The sequence below is a fragment of the Pseudomonas sp. NPDC087336 genome (assembly GCF_044744285.1).
Lineage (GTDB): Bacteria > Pseudomonadota > Gammaproteobacteria > Pseudomonadales > Pseudomonadaceae > Aquipseudomonas.
In genome coordinates, this window is the sequence record NZ_JBIUYA010000063.1 from 1 (window position 1) to 14,763 (window position 14,763).

At 58.1% G+C, this 14,763-nt stretch carries 15 protein-coding genes; 10 read left to right on the forward strand and 5 right to left on the reverse strand.

Annotation, left to right across the window (positions count from 1 at the left end; genetic code table 11):
• Positions 1-437: 437 nt before the first annotated feature.
• From ACIO0C_RS30870 to ACIO0C_RS30885, 4 genes are all read left to right on the forward strand, one after another.
• Positions 438-2,042, forward strand: a complete 1,605-nt coding sequence (locus ACIO0C_RS30870) for a response regulator (protein ID WP_401318252.1) — start codon at positions 438-440, stop codon at positions 2,040-2,042.
• A complete protein-coding gene (locus tag ACIO0C_RS30875) occupies positions 2,039-2,731 on the forward strand; it encodes a sensor histidine kinase (RefSeq protein WP_401318254.1) in 693 nt (230 codons plus the stop codon). Before ACIO0C_RS30870 ends, ACIO0C_RS30875 begins: the two co-directional genes overlap by 4 nt.
• A gap of 209 nt (positions 2,732-2,940) precedes the next feature.
• Complete coding sequence (locus ACIO0C_RS30880; protein ID WP_401318283.1) at positions 2,941-4,182, forward strand: glutamine synthetase family protein; 1,242 nt, start codon at positions 2,941-2,943, stop codon at positions 4,180-4,182.
• Positions 4,183-4,243: 61 nt separating this feature from the next.
• Positions 4,244-5,608 carry an MFS transporter gene (locus ACIO0C_RS30885; protein ID WP_401318257.1) on the forward strand — a complete coding sequence of 455 codons (1,365 nt, stop codon included), beginning with the start codon at positions 4,244-4,246 and terminating at the stop codon, positions 5,606-5,608.
• 65 nt (positions 5,609-5,673) lie between these two features.
• On the opposite strand, the gene ACIO0C_RS30890 is transcribed toward ACIO0C_RS30885, so the two are convergent.
• From ACIO0C_RS30890 to flgA, 4 genes are all read right to left on the reverse strand, one after another.
• Positions 5,674-6,420, reverse strand: a complete 747-nt coding sequence (locus tag ACIO0C_RS30890) for a flagellar brake protein (RefSeq protein WP_401318260.1) — start codon at positions 6,418-6,420, stop codon at positions 5,674-5,676.
• A 91-nt stretch (positions 6,421-6,511) separates the two neighbouring features.
• Positions 6,512-6,979: a flagella synthesis protein FlgN gene (locus ACIO0C_RS30895; RefSeq protein WP_401318262.1), complete on the reverse strand. Its 468-nt coding sequence runs from the start codon at positions 6,977-6,979 to the stop codon at positions 6,512-6,514.
• A gap of 48 nt (positions 6,980-7,027) precedes the next feature.
• Positions 7,028-7,354 carry a flagellar biosynthesis anti-sigma factor FlgM gene (flgM, locus tag ACIO0C_RS30900; RefSeq protein ID WP_401318264.1) on the reverse strand — a complete coding sequence of 109 codons (327 nt, stop codon included), beginning with the start codon at positions 7,352-7,354 and terminating at the stop codon, positions 7,028-7,030.
• Positions 7,355-7,522: 168 nt separating this feature from the next.
• Positions 7,523-8,284, reverse strand: a complete 762-nt coding sequence (gene flgA, locus ACIO0C_RS30905) for a flagellar basal body P-ring formation chaperone FlgA (RefSeq protein ID WP_401318267.1) — start codon at positions 8,282-8,284, stop codon at positions 7,523-7,525.
• Positions 8,285-8,365: 81 nt separating this feature from the next.
• Between flgA and ACIO0C_RS30910 the strand changes: the two genes are divergently transcribed.
• From ACIO0C_RS30910 to flgE, 6 genes are all read left to right on the forward strand, one after another.
• Positions 8,366-9,298, forward strand: coding sequence for a chemotaxis protein CheV (locus ACIO0C_RS30910; RefSeq protein ID WP_401318269.1), 933 nt, complete (start codon positions 8,366-8,368; stop codon positions 9,296-9,298).
• Between the two features lie 46 nt (positions 9,299-9,344).
• Entirely contained in the window at positions 9,345-10,172 is an 828-nt protein-coding gene (gene cheR / locus ACIO0C_RS30915; protein WP_401318271.1) for a protein-glutamate O-methyltransferase CheR, read from the forward strand.
• A 270-nt stretch (positions 10,173-10,442) separates the two neighbouring features.
• Entirely contained in the window at positions 10,443-10,850 is a 408-nt protein-coding gene (gene flgB, locus ACIO0C_RS30920; RefSeq protein ID WP_401318273.1) for a flagellar basal body rod protein FlgB, read from the forward strand.
• A 3-nt stretch (positions 10,851-10,853) separates the two neighbouring features.
• Positions 10,854-11,294, forward strand: a complete 441-nt coding sequence (gene flgC, locus ACIO0C_RS30925) for a flagellar basal body rod protein FlgC (protein WP_401318275.1) — start codon at positions 10,854-10,856, stop codon at positions 11,292-11,294.
• 15 nt (positions 11,295-11,309) lie between these two features.
• A complete protein-coding gene (flgD, locus tag ACIO0C_RS30930; protein ID WP_401318278.1) occupies positions 11,310-12,032 on the forward strand; it encodes a flagellar hook assembly protein FlgD in 723 nt (240 codons plus the stop codon).
• A 32-nt stretch (positions 12,033-12,064) separates the two neighbouring features.
• Positions 12,065-13,414 carry a flagellar hook protein FlgE gene (flgE, locus tag ACIO0C_RS30935; protein WP_401318279.1) on the forward strand — a complete coding sequence of 450 codons (1,350 nt, stop codon included), beginning with the start codon at positions 12,065-12,067 and terminating at the stop codon, positions 13,412-13,414.
• 119 nt (positions 13,415-13,533) lie between these two features.
• Here flgE and ACIO0C_RS30940 read toward each other — a convergent pair.
• On the reverse strand, positions 13,534-14,763 hold a 1,230-nt coding region (locus ACIO0C_RS30940), incomplete at its 5' end, for a ribonucleoside-diphosphate reductase subunit alpha (RefSeq protein ID WP_401318282.1).

Here is a 14,763-nt window from a genome sequence, read left to right on the forward strand (position 1 = left end):
ATGGTAGTGTGGGGTTTCCCCATGTGAGAGTAGGTCATCGTCAAGATTAAATTCCAAAACCCCTATCTGCGTATGCAGGTAGGGGTTTTGTCTTTTCCGGATCCTTGTAGGAGCGAGCTTGCTCGCGAAGGCGGACTGCCTGACACCGCGATACTGGATGTGCCACCGCCTTCGCGAGCAAGCTCGCTCCTACAATGAAGCCAAAGCGCTCAATTCGACTCCCTCGCTTCAAGAGAACGCTACTGCTGGCCGATAACCTATAAGGTCGCAGCGAGCTCTACTTCTCGCAGCCTTCGGCAGTCATTACGGTTCCCGTGAAATACCTTGATGGTTGATGGCCAACAGCTATCATCTGCGCGCCGTAAGGACAGTGAAGCTGATCTTGTTCGTGCATTCGCCTTTCGGTTCTTCTTCTTAAATTTGCCTGGAAATCTTCGATGCTGTCGTATCACCAAAAGAGTTTTCTGATCGTCGATGATTTCTCGGATTTCCGCAGTTCGGTCAGGTCGATGCTGCGGGAGTTGGGTGTCAAGGATGTGGACACAGCCGATACTGGTGAGCAGGCGCTGAAGATGTGTTCGCAGAAATCCTACGATTTCATCCTGCAGGATTTCCATCTGGGCGATGGCAAGAAGAACGGTCAGCAGGTGCTCGAAGACCTGATGATCGACAAGCTGATCAGTCATGAAAGTGTATTCGTAATGGTCACCGCTGAAACCAGCCAAGCCATGGTGCTCAGCGCCTTGGAACACGAACCTGATGCTTACCTGACCAAGCCTTTCAACCGTTCCGGTCTGGCTCAACGCCTTGAGCGACTGGTGCAGCGCAAGACATTGCTCAAGCCAATATTGCAGGCTCTCGACCGAGGCAAGCCGGTTGAAGTGCTCAACGCCTGCATAGCCTTGTGCAAGCAGGACATCCGCTATTCGCCGTTGTGTTTGCGCTACCGCGCCGATGCTCTTCGGGACCTCAACCAGAATGAGGTCTTGGAGCGTCTGTACGACGGCATCATTGCCGATCGACCCTTGCCATGGGCCTTTGCCGGACTGGGCCGGTTGCTGTTCAAGCGCGGTCAGGTCATCCAGGCTAAAGGCGTCTACGAAAAAGCGCTGAAAGTGTTTCCGATGATGCCAGCGCTCTACGATGGCATGGCGCAGGTGCTGGTTGCCGAAGGGGATACCAAGGCGGCCCAACGGGTCCTGGAAGAGGCGATTCGCTTGTCGCCACTGGCCGTGCGCAGGCAAGCGCAACTGGGCAAATTGGCAATGAGCAATGAAGATTTTGACACAGCGTCCAAAGCCTACCGCCAGGCTGTTGCCCAAGGTGCCCAGTCACGTTTCAAGGATGTGGAAAGCAACCTCGGACTGGCTCACGCCTTGATCAGCAAGGGCAGTGAAAAAGGCCTGGATACCCGCACGCGTCTGGAAATCAACACGACCCTGAGTGTGGTGGCCAAGGAGAACCCGAACGATCCCGGTCTGCAAATCAGGGCGCGATTGATGAAGGCGACCAGCCTGCTGCTCAACGACGCCGAAACGGCGGAAAAACTGACCGAGCAAGCCATGATGCGGCTCGATGGCATGGAGCAATTCATGAGCGCGGAAGCAGCGCTGTTGGTGGCCAAGCAATTGCAGATGCTCGGTCAGGCCAATGCGGGCGCTTCGATGTTGAAAAACTGCGCAGAGATTTACGGCGACGACCCCGCGGTGATGAAGGGCATTGCGAAGTTGACCGATGATCCGAGCATCCTCAACTCCGGCAACGTAGCAGCCGATCTCAATCGGCAGGGCGTGCGCGTGTACAAGACCGGTGACCTGGTGCAGGCCCGGGGAATTTTCCGCAAAGCCCTGGCGCTGCAGCCCAAGAACATCAGCATCGCGCTGAACCTCGCACAGTCGTTGCTGCATGGCACTGATACCAATGTCCCCTCGCAGGAACTGGTGGAATGTCGGGCCTGCCTGAAAATGGTTGGCTTGATGCCAGACACCGACTCGCGTTTTGCGCGTTATCAAAAGCTCAAGAACAAGGCGTTTGGCGAATGAACGAGCACCAACAGGCACTTGATTTCTCGACGGTGATTGCGTCCACGGTACACGACATGAAGAACTCGCTGGCCATGCTGATGCAGGCCCACAGCCAATGCCTGGCGGGTTTGCCGGCGTCAGCGCGCCACACCCCGGAACAGGGTGTGATCGAATTCGAGTTCGCGCACCTCAATGGGATGCTGGTGCAGTTGCTGGGCCTGTACAAACTGGGTGTCAACCAGATGCCCCTGCAGCCCGCCTACCACGAACTGGACGACTTCATTGAAGCACAATTGGCGTGTCATCAAGAGGTGTTCGCCAGCCGCGGCATTGCGGCCACGTTTGAAGCCGATCCCTTGAGTCCCCTGGGTTTTTTCGACCGTGAGCTGATCGCTTCGGTGCTGGCCAACAGCATCAACAACGCGATCCGTTATGCCCGTCACGCGGTATTGATCAGTGCCAGCGACGAAGCCGGGCAATTGGTCTTGAGCATCAACGACGATGGTGATGGTTATCCACCGCTGATGATCGAGCGCCAGGCCGAGTACGTGCAGGGTATCAATCACAGCACAGGCAGCACTGGCCTCGGGCTGTACTTCGCCGGTCGGATTGCGGCACTGCATCAACGTAACGGTGTAGGCGGACGCACGGAAATCAGCAATGGCGGCCCTTTGGGCGGGGGGCTCTTCAAGCTTTATCTTCCTTGAAGCAATGGAACTCACATATTTGTGCATCGTGCTTGATATTCTGAACACGCGGAGCCTATTTTGTACGAGTTGCCGCTCGCGGCTCGTATAAAAACAAGGATTGCGTCATGACAACCGATGGCCTGGGTTCACTCGCGCAGCGATTGACGGGCATTGATGAGATCGAATGTGTCACGCCAGATTTGAATGGCGTGCCCCGGGGCAAAGTGATGACTGCCGAGGGCTTCCTCGAGGGGCGCCGTCTGCAGATGGCGCGGGGAGTGATGCTGCAATGCATCATGGGCGGATATCCGCCTGCACGCTTTTACGGTTGCGATGACGGCGATCTCGCGTTGGTCCCTGATTCGGCGCAAATCCACCGCTTGCCCTGGAGTCGGCAACCTCGGGCATTGGCCATCTGTGATGCGGATGAATTGACAGGCGAAAGCTCCAGCCTGTCGACCCGCAGCCAGCTCAAGGCGGTCATCGCGCGTTACGCGGCTATTGGCCTGGCGCCGGTGGTGGCCACTGAGCTGGAGTTTTTCGTCTTCGCTCCCAATTCCGATTCGACCCTGCCATTCCAGCCACCGATCGGCCTGGACGGTCGTCGCGAGGAAGGCCACTCGGCGTTCAGTGTCAGCTCCAACAATGGCCTGCGGCCGTTCTTCCGGGATGTCTATGAATGCATGGCTGTGCTGGGCCTGCCGCGCGATACCTTCATGCACGAGATGGGCGTCAGCCAGTTTGAGATCAACCTGCTGCATGGCGATCCTCTGCTGCTGGCCGACCAGACTTTTTTGTTCAAGCATTTGCTCAAGGAAGTCGCGCTCAAGCACGGCCTGATCGTGGTTTGCATGGCCAAGCCATTGGCGCACACCCCAGGCAGTTCGATGCATATTCACCAGAGCATCGTAGAGATCGGCACGGGGCGGAACATCTTCAGCGACGAAACCGGTGAACCGAGCGCGACCTTCCGCCATTTCATCGGCGGCCAGCAAGCCGGCATGGCGGATTTCACCGCGCTGTTTGCGCCGAACGTGAATTCGTATCAGCGCTTGTGCCATCCCTTTGCATCACCAAATAATGCCTGCTGGTCCCATGACAACCGGGCAGCCGGTTTGCGCATCCCCGCCAGTTTGCCGGTCGCTCGTCGGGTCGAGAATCGATTGCCGGGGGCTGACGCTAACCCCTACCTGGCGATTGCAGCGAGCCTGGCCTGCGGGTTGTACGGCATTGAGCACCAACTGGAACCCGACGAACCAGTGCAGGGTGAGTTCCAGGTGCCGGATAAACTTTCATTGCCCTGTACCTTGCATGCGGCACTGGAACGTCTGAAACGTAGCCAGTTGGCAATGGAACTGTTCGGCAAGGAGTTCATCGAAGGCTACATCGCTTCGAAGACCTTGGAATTGACCAGTTTCCTTGATGAAATTACTCCCTGGGAGCGGCGTGTCCTGGCCGCCCAGGCCTGACGAAATGTCGACACCGGGCTATCGTTTGAATAGCCCGTCACCCACTGCAAGGAGCCGCTCGTTGCGCCAAATCTGGAAATCCTTTCGAGCGCTTTATTTCGCTTCGCTGATGATGTTGATCGGCTCGGGCCTGTTGAGTACTTACCTGGCGTTGCGCCTGGCTGCCGATCATGTCGACAGCCTGTGGGTCGGTGCGTTGATGGCGGCCAACTATTTCGGCCTGGTGCTGGGAGGCAAGATCGGCCATCGATTGATTGCCCGGGTCGGACATATTCGAGCCTACTCGGCCTGTGCCGGGATCGTCGGCGCGGCGGTGCTGGGCCATGGCCTGGTGAACTGGTTGCCTGCCTGGTTGTTCCTGCGGGTGATCGTCGGTCTTGGCATGATGTGCCAGTACATGGTCATCGAGAGCTGGCTGAACGAGCAGGCCGATGCCAAACAGCGCGGGCTGGTGTTCAGCGGATACATGATCGCGTCCTACTTGGGGTTGGTGCTGGGTCAGTTGATTCTGGTCATGCATCCGGGCCTGGGGCTGGAACTGCTGATGCTGGTTGCCCTCTGTTTCACCCTTTGCCTGGTACCGGTGGCCCTGACCCGACGGATTCACCCGGCGCCTTTGCATCCCGCACCGATGGAGCCACGGTTCTTTATCAAGCGGGTGCCACAGTCATTGAGTACCGTCCTGGGAGCAGGCCTGATTGTCGGCTCGTTCTACGGCCTGGCGCCGCTGTACGCCTCTCAGCAAGGGCTGTCCACGGAGCAGGTTGGCCTGTTCATGGGTAGCTGCATTTTTGCCGGCTTACTGGTTCAGTGGCCGTTGGGGTGGTTGTCCGATCGCTATGACCGGGCGCTATTGATTCGCTGTTTCGCGTTCAGCCTGGCGTTGGCGGCCTTGCCGCTGGCGATCATGGAGCGGGTGCCGCTGGAAGTCCTGTTCATTGCCGGGTTCCTCTGTTCGTTGGTCCAGTTCTGCCTGTATCCGTTGGCCGTGGCTTTCTCCAATGACCATGTCGAGGGCGATCGACGGGTATCGCTGACGGCGATGTTGCTGGTGACCTACGGCGTTGGTGCCAGCATCGGGCCGTTGGTGGCAGGCGTGCTGATGAAGTTGTTCGGCAGTCAGATGCTCTACGCGTTCTTCAGTTTCTTTGCGTTGGTGCTGGTGTGGCGAATTCGTCCGAAAGCGGTGACCAACCTGCACCAGGTCGACGACGCGCCGCTGCACCACGTTGCCATGCCGGACAGTATGTCGAGTTCGCCACTGGTGGCGGCCCTCGATCCTCGGGTGGACGAGCAGGTGGTGCAGGACCAGATGCAGAATCCGCTTCCTTCCGATCCGAGCCTGGAACCGGAGCCGGAAATTGATCAACCTTCGCAAGAACCGGATTCGGGCAGGGAGCAGAGTTTTACCGAAGCCAGGCCCTGACATACAGGCAAAAAAAACGGGCAGTCACCGCAAGGGGCTGCCCGTTTTTTGCTTGAAGCGTTGTCTCAGAAGTCGTCTTTGTCGAAGCGCCGCGCTTCGCGTTGCAGTTGGTAGACGAACCGCTCGACCTGACGTTGCACCAGCCCGCTCATGTTGTGGAAGCGTACGCCGGCGAAGGTGGTGGAAATCTTTTCTTCGAAGTGCAGGTAGCGCAGTTCGACGGGTGCCGTCATTTTGCCGAAGGGCAGGTCGGCGTTGAAACGGTCGTACACCTGACCCAATTGCAGGCTGCCGGTAATGTCGCCTTCAAAGCGCAACTTGCAGCCAGTGGCGGAGATGTCCAACAGCTTGCCACTGATCGCTGCCTTGAGTTTTTCACCGTCCAGGTTGACGTTGACCAGTTGGGCCAGTTTCAAGGCGGCACGGAAAGCATTGCGGCGCTGGTGGTAGACCACTTCATCGGGCAGGGTGCCACGGTAGCAACGGCTGCCGTTGGATTCGTCGATGGTCAGCTGGCCATTGCTTTCCCACGCGATGCGCACGCCTTCATGAAAACCTTCGACTTTGAAGGGTTCGCCGGCCAGCAGGAAACGTTCGCCATCGCGGGGAATCATTTCATCCAGGGCAATCATGTTGCGTTCACGATCAAGGTCCACCAGATAGCTCTGGAAGCGCTGGCTGCGCTCGTGGAACGTGATGATCAGCGGGTCATGGCTGTCTAGCAGCTGGCGCAAATTGCCGGAGATTTCCAGGGGCGTGCTGAGCACCTTGGGTGGCTGCGGAGCATCATCCGCGTTTAAGGCATTGGACACGGTTAATCAATCTCCAGACAAATTTTGACTACGGCAATGGGCATTTTGCCATCATGTTTCGCGTCTTGATAGAGCGTGCTTATCGACAGGCTCAAGCCTGACTAAGCGGGCGTGGTTTCACAAGCCTGGAGAATGATCCGCTGGCGTCATAGAGCGCGGGCTGCTCACCGCCGTTAAGGATTCTCAGCTGGGTGGCCGTGGCGGCCTGCTGTACAAGGATCGACTGCCCATTGTTGGCGTTGGCGGCGTGGCATTGAGCCAGAAGGTCGGTCAGGACATCACTTTGCGTCAGCAGTGCCTGACCCACGCTCGATTGACTGGCCAGTTGCTCCAGACCGCTGCGATTGGTTGGCAGGTTGAGGCTGGCGAGAATCTCGCTGCGTTTGCGGCCATGCTGTTCGAGCTCGATGATCATTGCCTGCTTGCGCGCCAGGATCTCTTCCAGCAATTGCATGTCGCGGCCATGCAAGGCGAGGGATTCGGTGCGCAGTAATTCCAGCAAGTTTTGCGCTGGAGCAAGGTCGTCGTTGATCAGTTGCAGTAAATTGGTGTCGTGCATGGCTGGCCTTGGGGTTTAAGCGTCCAAAAGCCTGGCGCGGGCCGAGGCCTAGCGCTGGGCTTCGAAGTTGAGCAGTTTGCTGGCTACACGGTTGCTGTCGACTTTATAGCTGCCATCGGCGATGGCTGCTTTCAACTCAGCCACGCGGGATTTGTCGACGACAGGCTGATCGCGCAGCGTATCGGTGATCTTCTGCAACTGTTGCGCCTCATTGCTCAGATGTACCGATTCCCCGCTTTTGACGATATTGACCTGTTCGGCGGAGGGGGTAGGCTCGGCAGGCTTACCGGTTTCGGCAGTTTCCCTGGCGGCGTTGGTACGTGTACTGCCCGTGAGTGACGGGGAGCTGTTCAATCGGCTGAAATCGATGACCATGGTAAAAAAACCTCTGGGAATTTGGACGCTTGCCATGTTTTCGGCCATTCCCTGAAAAACTTTAGGCCCATTTATCAAATGAGCTTGCGCGCGCCAGCGCTTGCCGTGCCTGGTACACAGTTTAGGGAACCGCCGAGACCGGCGCCACAATTTCACCCGCAACAAGCCCTACATGGACACTTCCACCTGGCCCGGCGCAATCACCTGTGCCTTGATGACCCGTTTGGAATTGAGGTTCTTGACCCGAATCTGTTCGCTCAGGCCGCCACCGGCCAGTGCCTCGCCGGGCATACGCACGCTGAGCGTACCACTGCGGGCGGTAATCACCACCTGGTCGCCCTTGCGTATCACTTCCGCCTGTTCGATGTGCACCAGGCTGATGACCTGATCGTTGACCATTGGTCGGGTAAGTCGTTGCCCGATGGCCTGGTCCACGGCAATCAGGTAACCCTGGTTGAGCAGGCTGATATCGCGCTCACGTAGCGCGACGTCCTGCGGCTCGACAATGCCGGCTCGGCGCAGTGGCCGGGTGGTCGTGACAACCTCGCGAAACAGGCGTACCTGAGCGGGCACGAAGACTGTCCAGGGCGATGCTCCCTCACAGCGAACCTTGACCGTTACGCGGCCCAAAGGCTTGGCCGGACTCTCCAGCGTGGCTGTCAATTCCTTGTCGCACATCGGCATGCGCAGGCGCGGATCGAGCGGGTTCACCTGGATTTCATAGCGACCTTGGGTTTGACTCGTCGCCAGATAGTCCTCTACGGTGAATTCAAGAAAGCCCTGGGTGACGCCGATAAGCATGTCAGGCAAGGTAACCGCGTTAGCAAGGGCAGGGCTGCCAGCGTTGAACAGGCAAACAGCCGACAACACCCCCAGCCATTGGCGGCAGCGGGTGGTCAAGCGTCGGATTAATGTCGGTTGTGTGTTCATGACAGATCAAAAGCAAGCGCCGTGCCGTTTAGTGATGAAGGCGCGTCGCAACAACACTTAGCGTTGGCGTAGGAGTCAGGCATGGCTGGTGTAATGGATTCGGTAAACCAGCGCACGCAACTGGTGGGGCAGAATCGCCTCGAGTTGCTGTTGTTCCGTCTCGACGGCCAGCAGCTGTATGGGATCAACGTGTTCAAGGTGCGGGAGGTGCTGCAATGCCCCAAACTGACACTGATGCCCAAGTCCAGTCCTGTCGTGTGTGGCGTGGCGAATATTCGGGGAGCGACCATTCCGATCCTTGATCTGGCGATGGCGACCGGCTCCGGTGGCTTGAAGGACAAGAACAACCCCTTCGTGATCATCACGGAGTACAACACCAAGACCCAGGGATTCCTGGTGCGCTCGGTGGAGCGCATCGTCAACATGAACTGGGAGGAGATTCATCCGCCACCCAAGGGCACGGGACGTGATCACTACCTGACGGCTGTGACGCGGGTCGACAACCAGTTGGTGGAAATCATCGACGTCGAGAAGGTGCTGGCGGAAGTGGCCCCCACCCCGGAAGCGATTTCCGCTGGCGTGGTGGATGTCGAAACCCAGCACAAGGCGCTCTCCTTGCGGGTGCTGACGGTCGATGACTCGTCGGTGGCGCGCAAGCAGGTCACCCGGTGCCTGCAAACGGTCGGTGTTGAAGTGGTGGCGTTGAACGACGGTCGGCAAGCGCTGGATTACCTGCGCAAACTGGTCGACGAGGGCAAGAAGCCGGAGGAGGAGTTTCTGATGATGATTTCCGACATCGAGATGCCGGAAATGGACGGATACACCCTCACGGCCGAGATCCGCAACGACCCCCGAATGCAAAAGCTTCACATCATCCTGCATACTTCGTTGTCGGGTGTGTTCAATCAGGCGATGGTCAGGAAGGTCGGTGCCGATGATTTCCTGGCCAAATTCCGTCCTGATGACCTGGCATCCCGGGTAGTCGACCGGATCAAAGCAGCAGACTTCAGCTAGGGGCGTCCGGCCCCCGGCAGTCAACACGATTTTAGAGGCGGCAGCATTGTCTACGGGTAATTTGGATTTCGAACAGTTCCGGGTGTTCCTGGAAAAAGCCTGTGGCATTTTGCTCGGTGAAAACAAGCAGTATCTGGTCTCCAGCCGTCTCAACAAACTGATGGAGCAGCAAGGCATCAAGTCCCTGGGTGAGCTGGTCCAGCGCATTCAGACCCAGCCGCGTAGCGGGTTGCGCGAGATGGTGGTGGATGCGATGACGACCAACGAAACCCTGTGGTTTCGTGATACCTATCCGTTTGAAGTCTTGAAGAACAAGGTGCTGCCCGAGGCGATCAAGGCAAGTCCCGGCCAGCGTCTGCGGATCTGGTCGGCGGCGTGCTCGTCGGGTCAGGAACCGTATTCGCTGTCGATGTCCATCGATGAGTTCGAGCGGTTCAATGCCGGGCAGTTGAGGATGGGCGTGCAGATTGTGGCCACTGACCTGTCCGGCACCATGCTGAACAACTGCAAGACCGGCGAGTACGACAGCCTGGCCATCGGTCGCGGACTATCTCCCGAGCGGCTGCAGCGTTATTTCGACCCCAAGGGGCCGGGGCGCTGGGCCATCAAGGCGCCGATCAAGAGCCGGGTCGAGTTTCGCTCGTTCAACCTGCTGGACAGCTACGCGAGCCTTGGCAAGTTCGACATCGTGTTCTGTCGCAACGTACTGATCTACTTCTCCGCCGAAGTGAAGAAGGACATCCTGTTGCGCATTCACAGCACGTTGAAGCCGGGTGGCTATCTGTTTCTCGGTGCTTCCGAAGCGCTGAACGGATTGCCGGATCATTACCAGATGGTCCAGTGCAGCCCGGGGATTATTTACCAGGCGAAGTGACCGGTTGGTTGCATCAAAAAACGGGAGCCCTCAGGGGTTCCCGTTTTTTATGCCTGATGATTTCTCGCCGATACGGCCTAAACCTGCAGGAGCCGGAAACGGGTGTGACGCGGCAGAAAAGCGGCATCCAGCGGAAACCGCTTGCCGCTTTTCTGTCGCTGCCCTCTGGACCGGTGCCCGCAAAGCCCCGGTTTACGGGGGGTTATGAATTGGCATGACGCTTGCTATGACTATCGTACGAAAAATCAGGTCAGCCGAAGGTTTCCCGCCATGAGCATCAGCTTCGATAAAGCGCTCGGTATTCACGAAAAGGCATTGGGCTTGCGCGCTCAGCGTGCCGAAGTCCTGGCCAACAACATTGCCAACGCCGACACACCGAACTACAAGGCTCGGGACCTGGAGTTCTCGAAAGTGCTCGAGGCGCAGAACGACAAGGCCAAAAATGGCACCTTCGCCTTGAACATGACCAATAGCCGTCATATCGAGGCCCAGGGATTGGGCAATGGCGACGAGTCGCTGATGTACCGTACGCCGATGCAACCGTCGATCGACCAGAACACTGTGGATGCCCAGCTGGAACAGTCGAACTACGCGGAAAACTCGGTCAACTTCCAGGCCAGCTTCACCCTGCTCAACAGCAAATTCAAAGGGCTGGTGTCAGCCCTGCGCGGAGAGTAAGTCATGTCTCTATCCAGTGTTTTCAACATTGCCGGTAGCGGCATGAGTGCCCAGACCACACGCTTGAACACCGTGGCCTCGAACATCGCCAACGCCGAGACTGTCTCGTCGAGCATCGACCAGACCTACCGTGCACGTCACCCGGTATTCGCCACCATGTTCCAGGGCGCTCAAGGCGGTGGCGACTCCCTGTTCCAGAACCAGGACGCGGCCGGTCAAGGCGTACAGGTACTGGGCGTGGTCGAAGACCAAAGCAATCTTGATGCACGCTACGAGCCGAACCATCCGGCCGCCGATGCCAAGGGCTATGTCTACTACCCGAACGTCAACGTGGTGGAAGAAATGGCTGACATGATTTCCGCGAGCCGTTCGTTCCAGACCAACGCCGAAATGATGAATACCGCCAAAACCATGATGCAGAAGGTCCTGACCCTCGGTCAGTGATAAGGGGCGATTCAGATGAGTGTTACCGATACCACCAGTGCTCCGAGCCTCAACGACATCCTGGCCAACTCGTCGATCAAGACCACTACCAATTCCGATAGCCTGGCATCGGCGGCCGGTAGTGCCACGGGCAAAAAGGCCCTGGGCAAGGATGCGTTCCTGCAACTGCTGGTGACCCAGCTGAAAAACCAGAACCCGCTGGAGCCTCAGGACAACGGCGAGTTCGTGGCACAGCTGGCGCAGTTCAGCAGCCTGGAAGGCATCACCACGCTCAACGATACCGTGTCCGGCATCGCTGGCAACTACAACTCGTCCCAGGCGTTGCAGGCTTCGGCGCTGGTGGGGCGTTCAGTCATCGCGCCGGGCGACAAGGCCGTGATCGACACCACGAAGGGCATGACCGGCGCGGTTGTCATACCGCAGTCGGTGGCTGAAGTGGCGGTGAAAATCACCGACAAGGATGGCAAGACCGTCCGCACCCTCACCCTGGACGATCAGCAAGCCGGCACCAGCAGCTTCACCTGGGATGGCAAGGACGATGCCGGTAACGTCGTTGATTCGGGTACTTATACCTTTGCGGCGAACACCACCATCGATGAAAAGGGCGTGGCGCTGGTCACCAACCTGCCGGCAACGGTCAACAGCGTGACCATCAGTCAGACCGGCGGTGAGTTGATGCTCAACCTGGCCGGGCTCGGCAGTGTCGCCCTGTCCAAAGTGCAAACCATTGGTATATAGAGCCGATTAACGCGGCACAAAAGGAGTGGAATATGTCTTTCAACATCGGCCTTAGCGGTCTCTATGCTGCCAACAAACAATTGGACGTCACTGGTAACAATATCGCCAACGTGGCAACCACCGGCTTCAAGTCGTCCCGCGCAGAATTCGAAGACGTGTACTCGGCGACCAAACTGGGCACGGGCAGCAAGGTCGTCGGCAGCGGCGTGCGCCTGGCCAACGTTTCCCAGCAATTTACCCAGGGCGATATCAGCGCCACCGGTAACGTACTGGACATGGGCATCAATGGCTCAGGCTTCTTCGTCTTGAACAACAGCGGCTCGCTGTCCTATACCCGTGCCGGTACGTTCAAGGTCGACAAGGAAGGCTACGTTACCAACAGCGATGGTACCGCGCGCCTGCAAGGCTACGGTGTGGATGCCAATGGCAAGATTGTCAACGGTGTATTGACTGACCTGCGCATCGACACCTCCAACCTGGCGCCGAAATCCACCACCACGGTGTCGTCGACGATCAACCTGAACTCTACGGCTCCAGTGATCGATCAGACGGTGGCGACCAACAAGTTCGACCCAAGCAAGGCAGAGACCTTCAGCAAGCAGTTCAGTACTCCGGTATTCGACACTCAGGGCAACCAGCACACCATGGATCAATACATGGTCAAGACTGGTCCGAACACGTGGGATACCTATACCCTGATCGACGGTCGCAATCCGGACGGCAGCGACCCGACAAACGCGGCGACACCGCCAATCGCTTCGACGATGACCTTCGACACATCGGGCAAGTTGGTGTCGGTCAGCACGCCGGTTCCACCCACCGTGCCTCCGACCGTTCCAGCGCCTGGCCCGGTGATCAGTAATGAACTGAAAATCACCAACTGGACCCCGGGCTCGGTCAAGGATGGCGTCTGGACGGCCAATGGTGCGGCCGCCGATCCGGACGGCCTGACGATTTCCATGGGTAACACGACTCAGTTCAACGCCGACACCGCACGCTCCATTCCCGTGCAGAACGGTTATGCCACGGGTCAGATCACCAACCTGACCATCGACGGCAGCGGTGTGCTGTTGGCCAACTTCAGCAACTACCAGACCAAGCCGATTGGCCAGTTGGCGTTGGCCAGCTTCACCAACGAACAAGGTCTGCAACCGGTCGGCGGTACCAGCTGGAAAGAAACCTACGCCTCGGGCATCCCGGGTTACGATGCGCCGGAAACCGGCTCGCTGGGTACGATCCGCTCCAACTCCCTGGAAGAGTCCAACGTCAACGTGACCAATGAACTGGTCGACCTGATCAAGGCGCAAAGCAATTACCAGGCGAACGCCAAGACCATCTCTACCCAGAGCACCATCATGCAGACCATCATTCAGATGGCCTGATGCGGACTGGCTGAAACCGCTGCACAAGGAGCCCCTCGCAAGAGGGGCTTTTTTTTAGATCAAAAGAAAACCCCCGACAAGCCAGGGGCCTGTCGGGGGTTTTGTGTTACCGGCTCAGCTTATTGGCAAGCTTCGCAATCCGGCTCGTCGATGGCGCAAGCCTTCGGCACTGGAGCAGGACCGGCTGGTGCTGCCAGGACCGAGTCGTCACCGTGGTTGCCACCGCTGGAAACAGCGTTGAGCTTACCGGTGTTGATGGTCGATTTCTCGGTGCTGGTCGCGGCCAGGGCACGGAGGTAGTAGGTGGTTTTCAGACCACGGTACCAGGCCATGCGGTAGGTCACGTCCAGCTTCTTGCCCGAAGCGCCAGCGATGTACAGGTTCAGCGATTGAGCCTGGTCGATCCATTTCTGGCGACGGCTGGCCGCGTCGACGATCCACTTGGTGTCCACTTCGAACGCGGTCGCATAGAGCTCCTTGAGTTCTTGTGGAATGCGCTCGATCTGCTGCACCGAACCGTCGTAGTACTTCAGGTCGTTGATCATGACCGAGTCCCACAGGCCGCGAGCCTTCAGGTCGCGGACCAGGTATGGGTTGATCACGGTGAATTCGCCCGACAGGTTCGATTTCACATACAGGTTCTGGTAGGTCGGTTCGATCGACTGCGATACGCCAGTGATGTTGGCGATGGTTGCGGTCGGTGCGATGGCCATGATGTTCGAGTTACGGATACCTTTCTGCACACGGGCGCGAACCGGTGCCCAGTCCAGGGATTCCTTCAGGTCGACATCAATGTACTTCTGGCCACGGGCTTCGATCAGGATCTGTTGCGAATCCAGTGGCAGGATGCCCTTGGACCACAGCGAGCCCTGGAACGTCTCGTAGGCGCCACGCTCGTCAGCCAGGTCGCAGGAAGCCTGGATCGCGTAGTAGCTGACCGCTTCCATCGACTTGTCGGCGAACTCGACGGCAGCGTCGGAACCGTAAGGGATGTGCTGCAGGTACAGCGCGTCCTGGAAGCCCATGATGCCCAGACCCACTGGACGGTGCTTGAAGTTGGAGTTCTTCGCTTGCGGCACCGAGTAGTAGTTGATGTCGATCACGTTATCGAGCATGCGCACGGCGGTGTTTACGGTGCGCTCCAACTTGGCGGTGTCCAGCTTGCCGTTGACGATGTGGTTCGGCAGGTTGATCGAGCCCAGGTTGCAAACGGCGATCTCGTCCTTGTTGGTGTTCAAGGTGATCTCGGTGCACAGGTTCGAGCTGTGGACCACGCCGTCGTGCTGCTGCGGGCTGCGCAGGTTGCTCGGGTCTTTGAAGGTCAGCCATGGGTGGCCGGTTTCAATCAG